Genomic DNA, 14,080 nt, shown 5'->3' with positions numbered 1-14,080 from the left:
CCGGCGTCATCGCGTCCGGCTATAAATCGTGGATGGATACGAATCGCTGGATTCACGACCCCGTCGGCGCCTTTCGCGCATGGCAGGAAACCGCCGCAACCGGCGCCGGCCGCCGGCCGTTCGCGCCGCGCTCGGTCGTGCAGCACGTCGCGATGTTCGAACGGTTCCTGCGCCATTTGATCGCGCACCGCGTGTCGCTGGCCACGTTCGGGCCCGACCACGTCGCGGCCTTCCTGGCGGAACTCGAGCGCACCTGCGCGCCCGGCACATCGACGCGCGTGCGCTACGCGAAGCTGATCGACCGGCTGGGCCGGCATCTGGTCGACACCGGCGTGCGGACGATTCATCCGGCCGGCCGGACGACGCGCCATCTCGCGTGGCCGGCCGGCGAACCCGAACCGTGTTACCTGCCGCTCGACGCCGACGCGGCGCTGCAGCGCCATGTGCAACCGCAACCGGACGACACGCCGGCCGATTGCCGGAATCGCGCGATCGTCGCGCTGCTGCTCGCGAGCGGCATCACGTCCGCCGAGATTCGCGCGACGACGCATGACGCACCCGATCTCGACGCGCTGCCGCCGTCGCTGTCCGTGCCGCGCGATCGCGCGCGGCCGGCGCGCCGGATCGAACTTGCCGCGTTCGCGCTGGCACCGCTCGCGGCATGGCGTACGCGCTCCGCAGATACACCGGCATCGGCGCTGCTGTTTCCCGCGCCGCGCGGCGGTGGCACGATGAACGACATGTTTCTGCTGCTCGTGGTGCGCGACGCGCTGACCTCGATCGGTTTCCACGCAGCGGACATGAGCCCGCGCGTGCTGCGCAACACGTATGCGCGCCGCCAGTTGCTCGCCGGCCACGCGCACGCCGATGTCAGCGCCATGCTCGGTCTCGTCAGTACGCGAACGGTCACGCGCATCCGGCAAACGCTGCCGCCCGATGCGGCCGCGGATCGCGCCGCGCACGAGCGTTGATCCGGCGCACGGCACGAGCCCGATTCCTTTTTGTTCCCTATTCGCCCGGCTTCGACTCGATCAGCCGCAGAATCCGGGTGTCGTACGGCGATTGCATGACTTCCGCGACGCGGACCTCGGACGCGGCGGGATGCAACGGATTCAGCAGGAAGTTGTGCGCGTGCGGCACGACGACGCTCGGGACACGCAGCAGCGCGCTCGGCTGCGTGTGCAGCCACTCGGTGCCGGCGCTGCGGGTCCAGTCGACGTTCGTGCGCCAGTCGTCCGGCGCGTCCCCTTCCGCGATTTCGGCGACGTCCACCGATTCGGATACCTCGATACGAAGCAACTGGTATCCGCTCGGCAATTGCGCGACGGTAGCGATTTCGAAATGCACGAGCGTCTCGAGCAGTGCGAGCGCCGGATGCTCGGCGAGATACACGACGGGCTGCCCGGCAAAATGCCAGCGCCCGCCGGCGCGCAACCCGCCGATGCCTTTCAGGTCGGCGTAATTGCTGATCCGCCACAGCGTCGTCAAGCGAAGAACCCCTCGTCGATCTGCGTGAGGACCTCTTCGACGAGCCGCGCGCCATGCTCGGTGCTCGCCATGTCGAGCGACGTGCGACCGCCGAAGCGCTCGAGCCCGTTGCGCAGCCACGCCATCGCCTTGTCCTGGTCGCCGAACGTGGCCGTCGCCTGCGCGACGATGCGCGCGAGGCGGATCGCCTTGTCGGATTCCTCCGGCGACAGGCGTTCGTGCGCCTGGCGACGATGACTCAGCGTGCGGCGCGGGATGATGAAGGCCAGCTCGTCCGATTTCAGCCCGCGCTCCGACAGCCGGTCGATCACCGAGACGTCGACGCGTGCGCTCGCCAGCTCGGCAAGATCAGCGCCCGATCGGACACGGATCGCCAGGAGCTGCTCGAGAATCGTGAATTCGGCCTGACGCGGATGCGCGACGCCCGAAGGATGAAAAGCAATGGTGCTCATGACCTTTCTCCGGCAATTTGCCCAATCATTATAGGCGTTTTGCCGGAGACTTGCGTGAGCGGGGTTGGGAAACGCCTGTGGCTTGTCCGCCAAGGAGTCGGCAAAGGAGGCAGCGGTGCGACCCGTCCGTCTGGCAGCAGATTCCGGTGGTCGCGAATCGAAGATTCGCCCGGGTGAGACGATGCAATTATTCAGTATATAAAGTCCAAAAGAGCTTCTTGCGATTGTCATGTAACAACTCTTTTACTGATTTAAGTCGCTTCTGCCCGCGGCGGTGCTCGCGAAGCGTTCTCGAACACGCTTCGACGGAGCGTGGTCGCTACGCCTGTTTCGCTTTCGAGGGCACCGCCTCCAGGCGTCGACGCGCCCGGGACTGCACCAGCGACATCGCCAGACTCCGGGGGCGTCGATCGTGGCGTTCATGCGGTATGGGCGCGCCCAAACTTCTGCTGCAACCCGATCACGACTCCCTGGACTGTCGGCCATGTCATAAAGCGTGGAAGCCATCGAAACACTCGAATCGGGTAGAAAATCCGGCAGCGTAACGACCCACGCTCCCATGCGCGGGTACCTTGCAGACGGGCGATGCGACCTGTGCCGCATCGCCCGTCCAGTTACTTCGCGTCCGCAACCAGTCGTGCAAATGCCGCCACGATGCCAGCCCCATAAGCCGGATCGGCCTTCGTGCGGTTGTTGATGTGGCGCTGTCGAATGTCCTTCGACACCCCGGCAATCTGTCGCGCGGTATTGTCGAACAGCGTCTGCCGCTGGCCGGCGTTCATCTTCCGGAACAGGTCGCCCGGCTGCTGATAGTGATCGTCGTCGACGCGGTGATCCCAATGCGCGGCAGCACCGTCGAGTTCGAGCGGCGGTTCGTTCAATTGCAGCTGATCCGTCCACACACCCTTGCTGTTGGGCCAGTACGACTGGCGTGCCGCCGAGATTGCCGTCGGTACGCATCGCGCCGTCGCAGTGATAGCTGTGGAACGGACACTTCGGCGCGTTCACCGGAATGTGATTGAAATTGACCCCGAGACGGTAGCGTTGCGCATCGCCGTAGGAAAACAGGCGCGCCTGCAGCATCCTGTCCGGCGAGTAGCCGATCCCCGGCACGACGTTCGCGGGCGCGAACGCCGCCTGCTCGATCTCGGCGAAGAAGTTGTCCGGATTGCGGTCGAGCTCGAAGTAGCCGACCTCGATCAACGGAATCAACGGAAACTCGGCCTTCGGCCATACCTTGGTCAGGTCGAACGGGTTGAAGCGGAACGCCTTCGCCTGCGCGTCCGTCATCACCTGGATGCACAGCGTCCAGCGCGGAAAATCGCCGCGCTCGATGCTGTCGAAGAGATCGCGCTGATGCGTCTCGCGATCCTTCGCGATCAGCGCCTCGGCCTGCGCGTCGGTCAGGTTCTCGATCCCCTGCTGCGTGCGGAAGTGGAACTTCACCCAGGTGCGCTCGTTCGCCGCATCGAGCAGGCTGTACGTATGACTGCCGAAACCGTGCATGTGACGGAACGAACGCGGAATGCCGCGTTCGCTCATCACGATCGTCACCTGATGCAACGCCTCGGGCAGCAGCGACCAGAAATCCCAGTTGCATTCGGCGCTGCGCATCCCCGTGCGCGGGTCGCGCTTGATCGCATGGCTCAGATCGGGAAAGCGCAGCGGATCGCGGAAGAAGAACACCGGCGTGTTGTTGCCGACCAGGTCCCAGTTCCCTTCCTCGGTATAGAACTTCAGCGCGAAGCCGCGGATGTCGCGCTCCGCATCCGCCGCGCCTCGCTCGCCGGCGACGGTCGAAAAGCGCGCGAACATCGGCGTCTGTTTCCCGATTGCCGAGAAGAGCTTCGCCTTCGTATAACGCGTGACGTCGTGCGTCACGGCAAACGTGCCGTGCGCACCGGCACCCTTCGCGTGCATGCGCCGCTCCGGGATCACTTCGCGATCGAAATGCGCAAGCTTCTCGATCAACCAGACGTCCTGCAACAGCGCGGGACCGCGCGGGCCGGCCGTCTGGATGTTGACGTTGTCGCTGACCAGCGCGCCGTTCGCATGGGCCAGCTTTCGATCGTTCGATGGGTCCGACATGATCGTTCTTCTGAATACTGTGGGAATCGTGATGCGCGTTGCGCACACGATCCCGCTCAATGCCAGTGATATTTCGTAGTACAGATAGAAATTAGCCGGCCCACGCGGACGACCGGATCACGCTGCAGAAATTGCCGGCATGGAAATGCGGATCCTTGTCCGCAAGCACGTCGGCCTTCACGTTGCCGAACGTCGTGTCGGGTTTGTGCTTGATTCCGTCGTAGAACGCCTGGATGATGTCTTCCTTGAAGTGCGGCGTACGCGGATGCGCACGGACGACAGCCTCGCGCTCGACATCGCTGTATTCCGGATACGTCAGCCCCAGCACGTCCATTTCGACGCCCGCGGTGACGAGCGCGATCACCGGATGCATATGCTGCGGGATCCCCGGCGTGGTGTGCAGCGCGATCGAGGTCCACACGACATCGATATCCTGCTGCGAGATACCCTTGCCCTTCAGGAAATCGCGGGCGGCGTTGGCACCCTCCACTTCGAAGCGCTCGCACGCGCTGCTGTGCCGGTGCGTGAGCCCCATGTCGTGGAACATGCAGCCGCAGTAAAGCAGCTCGGGATCGTATTTGAGCCCGCGACGCTGGCCCGCCAGCGCCGCGAAATAGTAGACGCGGCTGGAATGATGGAACAGCAACGGAGACGCGGTATCGCGAACGAGTTCGGTGATCTCGCGCGTCAGTTGGCTATCGGGAATGGTGATGCCTGCAACGTTCTCAGTCATGATCGACCTCCATTGAAAACACCCTCGATTCTCCGGAGTTCGATAGCTGTCTTCAATAGACGTATCATGTCAAATCCTGCCATTTCGCGCGACGGGCGGACATGATGCCCGCGCGGCGAAAATGACGCCGGAAATGTGCTGCGCCGCTCGGCCCCATGGGCCAGCGGCGCCTCTATACTGCACGCGTCACGTTCGATACAACTCGCAACCGATCATGCTGAAGGTCGTAGGTATTTTCGCCGTACCGGGCGTCCAACTGCTCGATGTCTCAGCGCCGCTCGACGTCTTCGCGCAAGCGAATGCCGAATACGGGAAGCCGTTCTACACGTTGCGGATCATCGCAAGCGAGTCCGGTCCGATCCGCTGTTCATCCGGCGCACAACTGCTGCCCGACTGGATCGCTCCCGACATCCCGGAGCGCATCGACACGCTGCTGGTTGCCGGCGCGCCGAATGCCGGCCGGATCGCGCTGCGCACCGACGTCCTCGCCTGGCTGCGGTCGGCCGCCGTGCAAAGCAAGCGTTACGGCTCGATCTGCACCGGTGCGTTCATCCTCGCGGCCACCGGCCTGCTGAAAGGGCGTCACCTGACCACGCACTGGGCCGCCGCCGACGCGCTGGCCGAAGCCTATCCGTCGCTCGCCGTCGACGCGGACGCGCTGTACGTACGCGACGGCAAGCTGCGCACCGGCGCCGGCGTCACGGCCGGGCTCGATCTCGCGCTGGCCCTGGTCGAGGAAGATCTCGGCCGCGAGATCGCGCGGCGCGTCGCCGCGCAACTGGTGATGTTCTTCAAGCGTCCGGGCGGGCAACTCCAGTTCAGCCGCAAGGGCGAGGCGCGCCCCGCCGGACGTTCGGTGCTGCAGGAAGTCCAGCGCTGGATCGCGGCGAATCCGGAACTCGAGCATTCGGTGGCCGGCATGGCGAAGCATGCGGGCATGAGCCCGCGCCACTTCGCGCGACTGTTCCGCGCGGAAGTCGGCATGACGCCGGCCGCGTGGGTCGAAGCGACCCGCATCGCGGCGGCCCGCCACTTGCTCGAGAACGGGCACGACACACCGAAACAGGTCGCCGCGAAATGCGGCTTCGCGAACGTCGATACGCTCAGGCGGTCGTTCACCCGGCACGTCGGGATCACGCCAGCCGAATACCGGAAGCGGCAGGCAGTCATGGCCGAGTGACACGGGCGGGCATGCGCGATAAGGTATAAGCGATGCCGGCGATCGCATTCAAATACTTCGGAGTGCGACTCAATCGTTCGTCACGCGGCCACCGGTCGGTCGACCACATCGAGACGCCAAAGACAGCAACTGACGCCCCGATGCCACGTGCCCCGACAGGCCGGCCTCTAAAAAACCGAAACTCATCAGACAAAACCACCAATCCATGCGGATCGTTTACCCAGTTGCAATAATGATTCGCTGGAACGCGTATTTCCGACCGGTAACGCGATCGCTACGATGCAATCAACCGCTGAACGCAACAAGCGAAGCGCGAAATCAACGAAACCGGAGGTCATCATGAAGTCGTTCATCTACGCTGTCGTCGCCGCAACCGCCCTGTCCGCCTCGTACGGCGCATTCGCACAATCGAACCCGTCGGGCCAGTTGACGCGTGCCCAGGTGCGCGCGGAGCTCGTCCAGCTCGAACAGGCCGGCTACAAGCCCGAAGTCTCCGATCAGTACTACCCGCGCGCGCTGCAGGCGGCACAGGCCCGCGTGACGAACGCGGATGAAACCGGCTACGGCGCACAATCCGCCGCCGGCGTGCGTGCCGGCCGCGCGATCGCGGTCAAGCAGGACGGCCGCGACTCCGTTTATTTCGGCCAGTAAGCCGGACGCACGCGCGCGAATTCCGATCCGCGCGCGGCAAACGAAACACCCCGCTCCCGTTCATCGGGGGCGGGGTGTTCGCTTTTCGGTCATCCGCTCCGCGACCGGATCGCAACCGTCGATCGACGCGCATCTGCCGCTCGCGCGCCGGGCGGCGACGTTCACGCAGGCATCCGGCGTTTGCGCATAGAATGGCCGCGTGGTCGGCGTCGGCCCAAACGAACGCGAGCGGAACCACGACGCCCGGCATGCCGGATCGTCGCCGCGCCCGCTGGCCGGCCCGATGCCGCACTCATCGCATTTTTCGAAAAGGAGCGGTTTCATGTCTCAAGCATCCGGTTCCATGATCACGTTTCGCCGCCCGGACGGCCAGGAACTGCAGGGCTATCTCGCCAAGCCGGAAAAGACCGAAGGTGCGCCCGCGGTCGTCGTCATCCAGGAATGGTGGGGGCTGAACGACCAGATCCGCGGCGTCGCGGATCGCCTCGCGCGCTGCGGCTACTTCGCGCTCGTGCCCGACCTGTATCGCGGCAAGTCGACGGTCGAGGAAGAAGAGGCGCACCACCTGATGACCGGCCTCGATTTCGGCGATGCCGCATCGCAGGACATTCCCGGCGCCGTCACGTATCTGAAGACGCTGGCGCCGCGCGTCGCGGTAACGGGCTTCTGCATGGGCGGCGCGCTGACGCTGCTGTCGCTGCAGTTCGCCGACGCGGACGCGGGCGTCACGTGGTACGGCTTCCCGCCGCTCGACTACCTCGATCCGGCGAAGCTCAAGGTGCCGCTGATGGGCCACTGGGCCACGCAGGATGAATTCTTCGCGATCGACCAGGTCGCCGCGCTGGAAAGGAAGCTGACCGATGCGAAGGTCGGTGTCGAATTCCATCGCTATCTCGCGCATCACGCATTCGCGAACGAAACGGCTGTCGGCCCCGGCCGCATCTCCGCCACGCAGTTCGATCCGGTGTGGTCGCAAATCGCTTGGGATCGCACGCTGACGTTCTTCGGTCGCACGCTCTGGGCGAAGCCGCAGTAATATGCAACCGACGCGCTTGCCATAAGCCGGCGCAACAAGAAACGCCACGGACTTTCATCCGTGGCGTTTTTGTTTTCCGGTTACCGTCGAGCGGCGCGGCGGCCGGCCGTACGTGTGCCCGATTCCGGACGACGTCGCGCAGCCGTTCCGCCGTTGATCGCGTACCGGGCCTGCGGTGCCGTCACGCGATCGCGAGCGGCGCTGCCTGGCTGACGTCGACACGTTTCGGCAGGATGCCGGCCCGGTAGAACACGTCCGCGATGCGCTGCTGATACGCGATCGTGTTGCGCGTGACGGGCTCGACGCCGAAGCGCGCGCGGCGAAACGCGAGCGCCACGGCCGGCTCCGGGATCCCCCACAGCTTCGAGAACTCGGCGGCGCCCTGCGCGCGGTTCGCATCGAGCCATCGCTGAATCGTCGTCAGTTCCGACACGGCCGCATCCAGCACGTCGGCATTGTGCTGCGCATACGTGCGCGACGCGAAGTAGTAGCCGCGATTCTCGACGAGCCCGGTGCCGTCCGCGACGATGCGCGCGCCGAACGCCTGCTGGACCACCGCGAGAAACGGGTCCCAGATGATCCACGCATCGACCGAGCGGTTCTCGAACGCAGCCCGTGCATCGGACGGCGACAACCAGACCGGCGTGACGTCCGCATAGTCGAGCTTCGCGGCCTGCAGCAGCCGGACCAGCAGGAAGTGCGTGTTCGATCCCTTCACCAGCGCGATGCGCTTGCCGCGCAGGTCCGCAAAGGTCCTGACCGGCGAATCCTTCGCGACGACCACGGCCTCGGCCGCGGGGCCGGCCGGCGTCTGTGCGTAGTAGACGAGCGGCGCGCCGGCCGCAAGCGCGAAGATCGGCGGCGCCTCGCCGACATCGCCGAAGTCGATCGATCCCGCGTTCAGCGCCTCGAGCTGCGGCGGCCCCGACGGGAACTCGGTCCACGTGACGTTCACGCCGAGTGTCGCGAGCTTGCCCTGCAGCGTGCCGCGTGCCTTCAGCAGGCTGAGCGGTCCTTTCTGATAGCCGATACGCAACGTGCGGGCACCGGCCGTGCTCGCCAGCGTGAAGCCCGGAGGCGCGGCCGCGCCCGCCGCGATCGCCAGCCCGGCATGAAGGAGCCGGCGACGGGTTGTGAAGAGTCGATCTGCCATGTCGTTTCGGGTTCGATGGAGAGGGTGCGGCTTCGCGCACGAAGGCTTCGGGGGCGCGGAGGCGAACACCGCCGCGCGAACGCGATGAAGCAGGTCGAACCGATTCCAGGAGGTTGGCGCCGTGCGTCGAACCAACGATGTTCGATATCGAAAGCAAGCGATTTCATAAGGACGTGCCGGTTGCCCGGGCGTCGTGTCCCGAGTCGATCGCGAGCACATCGTCAACGCCTGCCTCAAAGGCAGGACTACGGATTATTTTGTTTCCCGGAGCAAAGCGCCGTACGCATACAGCGGCAGTGCTGACTCAGGACTTGCAGGACGCGTTCAGCGCGGCCTCGTCGGCAGCCAGCATTTCGGGCACGCATTCGCGCAGGAAATCGACGAACGTGCGGATCTTCGCATCGAGATACTGACGCGACGCATACAGCGTGTAGACCGTCAGCTTCTGCAACCGGTATTCGGGCAGCACGCGCACCAGCGCACCGCTCGCGAGCGCGGGCAGTGCGGACGACATCGGCAGCGAGCCGATCCCGAGGCCGGCGCGCAGTGCGCCACCCAGCGCATCGGCGATGTTCACCTGGAAATCGGGCAACGGCAGGTCGAACGTCTCGTGGCCGTCCGGGCCGTCGAGATGCCAGCGATCGCGCGGAAACACCGACGTGACGATCTGCAGGCACGCATGCCCTTCGAGCTCGCGCACCGTGCGCGGCGTGCCGCGCTCCTTCAGATACGCAGGCGAAGCACACAGCACGCTGTGCACCTCGCCGAGCCGCTGCGACACGAGCCCCGAATCGGGCAGCTCCGCCGCGCTCAGCTGCAGCGACACGTCGTAACCTTCGTCGATGATGTCGGGCACGTGCTGCGACAGCGTCAGCTCGACCGCAACCGACGGATAGCGCTGCCGGTAGCGCACGACCGCGGGCACCACATAGGCCTGGCCGAAACTCGTCGTCGCGTGAACGTGCAGCCGTCCGGACGGCTTCGCCTGTGCGTCCGCCGCCTCGGCTTCCGCTTCGTCGATATAGCCGAGGATGCGCTGGCAACGATCGAGATAGCGCTGCCCGGCGTCGGTCAGCGCGATGCGGCGCGTGCTGCGGTTGAGCAGGCGCGTGCGCAGATGCGTTTCGAGCTGCGCGACCGAACGCGATGCGTACGCCGTCGTGATGTCCAGGCGCTGGGCCGCGCTCGTGAAGCTGCCCTCCTCCGCGACCCGGACGAAAATGCGCATCATCTGTAACGTGTCCATCGACCTGTCCCCGGGATTGAGATCGCGTCGCGCCGCCGTGCGGCCTTGGTGCCGGCGGCTCCGGCGCAGGCCGGTCTGGCGCGAATCGTGCGGAACAGTACAGCAGCGCCGCAGGCGTGTCCAGTTCGCCGTATGCGGCGTGATCCGGACGCCGAATCGTGTCGCGGCGCCTCCATGCGCGCGGCGTCCGGGCCGGGCGTGTACACGATTGAACACGCCGGTACGCGAACGGCATCGGGTCGGCAAAATCTACTTCACGACCGCGATGCCAATCCGCGATTTACGTCATGTATGACGCGTTACTTGGCGGCCGCCACATCAAACGGATTGCTCAACACGATCGTGTCGTCGCGCTCCGCGCCAGTCGTGATCATCGATACCGGCGCGCCCGCGACCGCTTCGATGCGCGCAATGAAATCCTGTGCGGCACGCGGCAGTGCCGCCCGCTCGCGCACGCCCTTCACGGTGCCGTGCCAGCCGTCGAACCGTTCGTAGACCGGCTTCGCGCGCGACTGCGCATCGAGGCTCGCGGGCAGATGGTCGACGCGCGCGCCGTCGAGTTCATAGCCGACGCACAGCTCGAGCGACTCGAAGCCGTCGAGCACGTCGAGTTTGGTGAGCGCCAGCGAATCGATGCCGGAGATCCTGACCGCCTGGCGCAACTGCGCGGCATCGAGCCATCCGCAGCGCCGCGGCCGGCCGGTGTTGACGCCGAACTCCTGCCCGCGCGCACGCAGCGTTTCGCCGGTTGCGTCGGTCAGCTCGGTGAGGAACGGGCCGCCGCCGACACGTGTCGCATACGCCTTGGTCACGCCCAGCACGTGGCCGAGCTTCGACGCGCCGAGGCCTGTGCCGGCTGCCGCCGCCGATGCGACGGTGCCCGACGACGTCACGAACGGGTACGTGCCCCAGTCGATGTCCAGCATCACGGCCTGCGAACCCTCGAACAGGATGCGTTCGCCGCAATCGTTCGCGTCGTTGAGGTCGGCCCAGACGGGACGCACGAACGGCAGGATCTTCGGTGCGATATCGACGAGCATCGCCAGCATCGCGTCGCGCGAACATTCGTCGAGCCCCAGGCCACGGAACCACGCGTTGTGATGGTCGACGAGTACGCCGAGCTTGTCGGCGAGCCGGCCGGGTTCCGCGAGATCGCCGACGCGCAGCCCTCGGCGCCCGACCTTGTCTTCGTAGGCCGGCCCGATCCCGCGCAGCGTGGTCCCGATGGGTTCGCGACGCAGCCGCTCCTGCGCCTGGTCGATCGCGCGGTGAATCGGCAACACCAGCGTCGCATTTTCGGCGATCGACAGGTTGTCCGGTGTCACCGACAACCCGAGCTCGGCCATCCGCGCGATTTCCGCGAGCAGCGCTTCCGGATCGAGCGCCACGCCGTTGCCGATCACGCCGCGCTTGCCGCGCACGATGCCGCTCGGCAGCAGCGCAAGCTTGTACGTCTTGCCGCCGACGACCAGCGTATGGCCCGCGTTGTGGCCACCGTTGTAGCGTGCGACGAGATCGGCCTGTGCCGCCAGCCAGTCCACGACGCGCCCCTTGCCTTCGTCGCCCCATTGGGCACCCACTACCACCACGTTCGGCATGTTCCGCACTCCATGTGAGAAATTCAGACACTCGTTCGGCCAAGCCGGCCGTTGGTGTGCCATATTGGCGGAGCTGGATCGCCCGATCAAACGATTAAACCTGAACTATCGTGTGAGTAAATATCACGCGAAATGATGCAATGGCCCGACGTCTCCCTCCATTGAATTCGCTGCGTGCGTTCGAAGCAGCCGCACGACTCGGCAGCTTCACGCTTGCCGCCGACGAGCTGTGCGTAACGCACGGCGCGATCAGCCGGCACGTACAGCAACTCGAGGCGTGGCTCGGACGGCCGCTATTCGAACGCCACAACCGGCGGGTCGAACTGACCGACGCCGGCCGCGCGTATCTCGCCGAGGTCGGTGCGTCGTTCGACCGGATCGCGCTCGCCACCGCGCAGCACTTCGGCCACGCGCAGCAGCGCGTGCTGCGCGTCAGCGCGCCCGCAACGTTTTCGTTGCGCTGGCTGGTGCCGAAGCTGTCGTCGTTCCAGGTTGCCCATCCGACGATCGAGGTGCGGCTGTCGACGTCGAACGAGCCGATCGAAAAGCTGCGCGACAAGGTCGACCTGATCGTTCGAGGCGGCCCGCAAGCCATCGACGGCTACGTCGCGGAAGAATTCCTGTCCGAAGTCCGGCTGCCGGTGTGTGCGCCGAAGCTGCTGGATGGCCGGCCATTGCATACACCCGCCGATCTCGCCGGCTTCACGCTGCTGCACGCCGCGACCTATCCCGGCATGTGGCCCGAATGGCTCGCGGCGGCCGGGCATCCGAATCTCGCACCGCGACATTCGCTTACGCTCGAGCATTTCTACCTGACGCTGCAAGGCGCACTCGACGGGCTTGGCGTCGCGATGGGACCGATCGCGCTCGTCGCGGACGACATCGCCGAAGGCCGGCTCGTGCAGCCGTTCAGCGAACCGGCGTTGCCGCCGTGGCGCTACTTCACGTACGTGGCATCCTCGCGCGCAGACGACGACGCGGTGCGCGCGTTCAAGGACTGGCTGAAGGTGACGGGAAACGCAGCCGCAACGGGCCCGCGGCACTGACCGTCTCGACCGGCCGGTCATGCCCGCCATGAAATGCAGGATTCCGAATCAAATGGCGCAAACACGCGGATCGGGTTTGCGATCGTTCATGACGGGCATGCTGCTTTTGACGTGCATCGCGCGACCGCGATGCACGCGGCAAGCCGCGGATCGAACCGCGGCTTGCCGCCGAACGGCGCTTACTGGCTTGCGCCGGCAGCTTTCTTCTCCGCGTTCTGCAGGTTCTGCGGATAGTTCGGGTCATTGGCCGCCGGCTTGTAACCAGCGTCTTCGAGTTTCTTCAGCTCGGCGGTGTTCTTCGCGCGCGCAGCCTTGCGCTCTGCCTTGTGTTGGGCTCTGGCCGCCTTGCGTGCCTGGCTCTTCGCTGCCTTGGCGTCCTGTGCAGCGGGTGCGCTGGCGTCGGTCTGGGCAAACGCAGGAACTGCCGAGCCGAACAGGAACGCGGCTGCGGTAGCCGCCAGCGTGAATTTTCTGATCTGGATTTGCATCGCTGAACTCTCTTTTCTGATGATTATCACGGATTGAAAGACCATCGAGATACCGCCCCTGTCCCGATCGGTCGTCATGTCGCGATCGGGACCTGTGCATCATAACCGCGTCGCGAAAAATGTGGCGCCATCGTGCAGACGGAATTGGGGATACACGTATGGGAGAACACGAGGACGTCGCTTCACCGTTGCCGGGCAGAGACAGGAACGGTGTATCGCGTTTCTGCGCGCGTGAAGATCGCGTGGTCGAGGCAGTAGAAACGTCCGATGGTCGGCATGCTTCGGTAAAGTGGATCGAACGCGCGGTGAGATGTCGATTCCGATGACCTTTGTTTCGTCGCGTCCTGCTCGCATGCCGATGGCTGTTTCATAGGTGGTGTTGGCGATACGCTCATGCTCGACGTGAGCTTCATCGCACGAAGCACAATCACCGCAGCAGTTGTCGATCAGTGCGCCACGTTGGCACTCGACGCGGCTCGAGCGACGGTTCCTCCCATAAATGACCACGATTCGGTCCTCCGGTGATCGATGCGATCGTCTTGTATCGCGACACCTGGCGGTGGACAGTCGGGAAACCGATCACGGCACTGTGGCGTGCATGGTTACCTTGGCCGCTGAAATTCATCGCCGTTCGGTGCGTATGACGAAAAGGAGAGACGTCTTGCGCAGAGTGAAGACGTTGACCGGAACGACCTCACGAATGCGCGGCGAGGGTCGCAAGTGCGTTGCGATACTCGTCCGGCGAACGTTGCGCATGGCATCGACGTTACGACAGCGCTTGTCAGTTGCCCCTTCTGCCGGCGAACGCATCGGGCAACGCGCACACGGGTCACAGATTTTTCGTTCGATGATTTTGGCCATCGGGTCTCCCGTGCTTGTGTGACGGTCGCACAGCTTGCATATACCTGTGGGGCCGCCTTG

Annotated in this window: 13 protein-coding genes and 1 pseudogene; 5 read left to right on the top strand and 9 right to left on the bottom strand. The window is 65.2% G+C overall.

Annotation, left to right across the window (positions count from 1 at the left end):
* The first annotated feature begins 32 nt into the window (after positions 1-32).
* The gene (locus JYG32_RS37810) at positions 33-971 is read left to right on the top strand and encodes a site-specific integrase (RefSeq protein ID WP_213268329.1); all 939 of its coding nucleotides are present in this window, start codon (positions 33-35) and stop codon (positions 969-971) included.
* Positions 972-1,008: 37 nt separating this feature from the next.
* Here JYG32_RS37810 and JYG32_RS37805 read toward each other — a convergent pair whose 3' ends face one another.
* From JYG32_RS37805 to JYG32_RS37790, 4 genes and pseudogenes are all read right to left on the bottom strand, one after another.
* Entirely contained in the window at positions 1,009-1,488 is a 480-nt protein-coding gene (locus tag JYG32_RS37805; RefSeq protein ID WP_213267798.1) for an RES family NAD+ phosphorylase, read from the bottom strand.
* Positions 1,485-1,940 carry a type II RES/Xre toxin-antitoxin system antitoxin gene (parS, locus tag JYG32_RS37800; RefSeq protein WP_174380706.1) on the bottom strand — a complete coding sequence of 152 codons (456 nt, stop codon included), beginning with the start codon at positions 1,938-1,940 and terminating at the stop codon, positions 1,485-1,487. The genes JYG32_RS37805 and parS overlap by 4 nt, the downstream gene beginning before the upstream one ends.
* Before the next feature lie 614 nt (positions 1,941-2,554).
* A pseudogene (locus JYG32_RS37795) lies at positions 2,555-4,028 on the bottom strand (catalase).
* Between the two features lie 91 nt (positions 4,029-4,119).
* Positions 4,120-4,761, bottom strand: coding sequence for an HD domain-containing protein (locus JYG32_RS37790; protein WP_213267797.1), 642 nt, complete (start codon positions 4,759-4,761; stop codon positions 4,120-4,122).
* Positions 4,762-4,975: 214 nt separating this feature from the next.
* Between JYG32_RS37790 and JYG32_RS37785 the strand changes: the two genes are divergently transcribed.
* A complete protein-coding gene (locus JYG32_RS37785; RefSeq protein ID WP_213267796.1) occupies positions 4,976-5,941 on the top strand; it encodes a GlxA family transcriptional regulator in 966 nt (321 codons plus the stop codon).
* A 185-nt stretch (positions 5,942-6,126) separates the two neighbouring features.
* On the opposite strand, the gene JYG32_RS37780 is transcribed toward JYG32_RS37785, so the two are convergent.
* Complete coding sequence (locus tag JYG32_RS37780; RefSeq protein WP_174380694.1) at positions 6,127-6,294, bottom strand: hypothetical protein; 168 nt, start codon at positions 6,292-6,294, stop codon at positions 6,127-6,129.
* On the opposite strand from JYG32_RS37780, the gene JYG32_RS37775 reads away from it, so the two are divergent.
* Both JYG32_RS37775 and JYG32_RS37770 read left to right on the top strand, forming a co-directional pair.
* Entirely contained in the window at positions 6,281-6,592 is a 312-nt protein-coding gene (locus tag JYG32_RS37775) for a DUF4148 domain-containing protein (RefSeq protein WP_174380708.1), read from the top strand. The genes JYG32_RS37780 and JYG32_RS37775 overlap by 14 nt on opposite strands.
* Positions 6,593-6,914: 322 nt before the next feature.
* Positions 6,915-7,628, top strand: a complete 714-nt coding sequence (locus JYG32_RS37770) for a dienelactone hydrolase family protein (protein ID WP_213267795.1) — start codon at positions 6,915-6,917, stop codon at positions 7,626-7,628.
* Positions 7,629-7,809: 181 nt separating this feature from the next.
* On the opposite strand, the gene JYG32_RS37765 is transcribed toward JYG32_RS37770, so the two are convergent.
* From JYG32_RS37765 to JYG32_RS37755, 3 genes are all read right to left on the bottom strand, one after another.
* On the bottom strand, positions 7,810-8,781 hold the full coding sequence (locus JYG32_RS37765; RefSeq protein ID WP_213267794.1) for a sulfonate ABC transporter substrate-binding protein: 972 nt from the start codon (positions 8,779-8,781) through the stop codon (positions 7,810-7,812).
* Positions 8,782-9,085: 304 nt separating this feature from the next.
* Positions 9,086-10,027: a LysR family transcriptional regulator gene (locus JYG32_RS37760; protein ID WP_174380711.1), complete on the bottom strand. Its 942-nt coding sequence runs from the start codon at positions 10,025-10,027 to the stop codon at positions 9,086-9,088.
* A 299-nt stretch (positions 10,028-10,326) separates the two neighbouring features.
* Entirely contained in the window at positions 10,327-11,625 is a 1,299-nt protein-coding gene (locus tag JYG32_RS37755; protein WP_213267793.1) for an adenylosuccinate synthase, read from the bottom strand.
* A 140-nt stretch (positions 11,626-11,765) separates the two neighbouring features.
* Between JYG32_RS37755 and gcvA the strand changes: the two genes are divergently transcribed.
* Positions 11,766-12,671: a transcriptional regulator GcvA gene (gcvA, locus tag JYG32_RS37750; RefSeq protein WP_213267792.1), complete on the top strand. Its 906-nt coding sequence runs from the start codon at positions 11,766-11,768 to the stop codon at positions 12,669-12,671.
* Positions 12,672-12,850: 179 nt separating this feature from the next.
* Here the strand turns inward: gcvA and JYG32_RS37745 are convergent, their stop codons facing one another.
* A complete protein-coding gene (locus JYG32_RS37745) occupies positions 12,851-13,159 on the bottom strand; it encodes a DUF4148 domain-containing protein (protein WP_174380737.1) in 309 nt (102 codons plus the stop codon).
* Positions 13,160-14,080 lie beyond the last annotated feature (921 nt).

The sequence above is a fragment of the Burkholderia pyrrocinia genome, from assembly GCF_018417535.1.
Classification (GTDB): domain Bacteria; phylum Pseudomonadota; class Gammaproteobacteria; order Burkholderiales; family Burkholderiaceae; genus Burkholderia; species Burkholderia pyrrocinia_E.
This window is presented reverse-complemented; position numbering and strand designations above follow the sequence as displayed.

Bases quoted from the DNA above. Each gene is read 5' to 3' on its own strand.
- JYG32_RS37810 (WP_213268329.1), top strand. From the start codon at position 33: ATGGATACGAATCGCTGGATTCACGACCCCGTCGGCGCCTTTCGCGCA.
- parS (WP_174380706.1), bottom strand. From the start codon at position 1,940: ATGAGCACCATTGCTTTTCATCCTTCGGGCGTCGCGCATCCGCGTCAG.
- JYG32_RS37790 (WP_213267797.1), bottom strand. From the start codon at position 4,761: ATGACTGAGAACGTTGCAGGCATCACCATTCCCGATAGCCAACTGACG.
- JYG32_RS37785 (WP_213267796.1), top strand. From the start codon at position 4,976: ATGCTGAAGGTCGTAGGTATTTTCGCCGTACCGGGCGTCCAACTGCTC.
- JYG32_RS37775 (WP_174380708.1), top strand. From the start codon at position 6,281: ATGAAGTCGTTCATCTACGCTGTCGTCGCCGCAACCGCCCTGTCCGCC.
- JYG32_RS37780 (WP_174380694.1), bottom strand. From the start codon at position 6,294: ATGAACGACTTCATGATGACCTCCGGTTTCGTTGATTTCGCGCTTCGC.
- JYG32_RS37770 (WP_213267795.1), top strand. From the start codon at position 6,915: ATGTCTCAAGCATCCGGTTCCATGATCACGTTTCGCCGCCCGGACGGC.
- JYG32_RS37765 (WP_213267794.1), bottom strand. From the start codon at position 8,781: ATGGCAGATCGACTCTTCACAACCCGTCGCCGGCTCCTTCATGCCGGG.
- JYG32_RS37760 (WP_174380711.1), bottom strand. From the start codon at position 10,027: ATGGACACGTTACAGATGATGCGCATTTTCGTCCGGGTCGCGGAGGAG.
- JYG32_RS37755 (WP_213267793.1), bottom strand. From the start codon at position 11,625: ATGCCGAACGTGGTGGTAGTGGGTGCCCAATGGGGCGACGAAGGCAAG.
- gcvA (WP_213267792.1), top strand. From the start codon at position 11,766: ATGGCCCGACGTCTCCCTCCATTGAATTCGCTGCGTGCGTTCGAAGCA.
- JYG32_RS37745 (WP_174380737.1), bottom strand. From the start codon at position 13,159: ATGCAAATCCAGATCAGAAAATTCACGCTGGCGGCTACCGCAGCCGCG.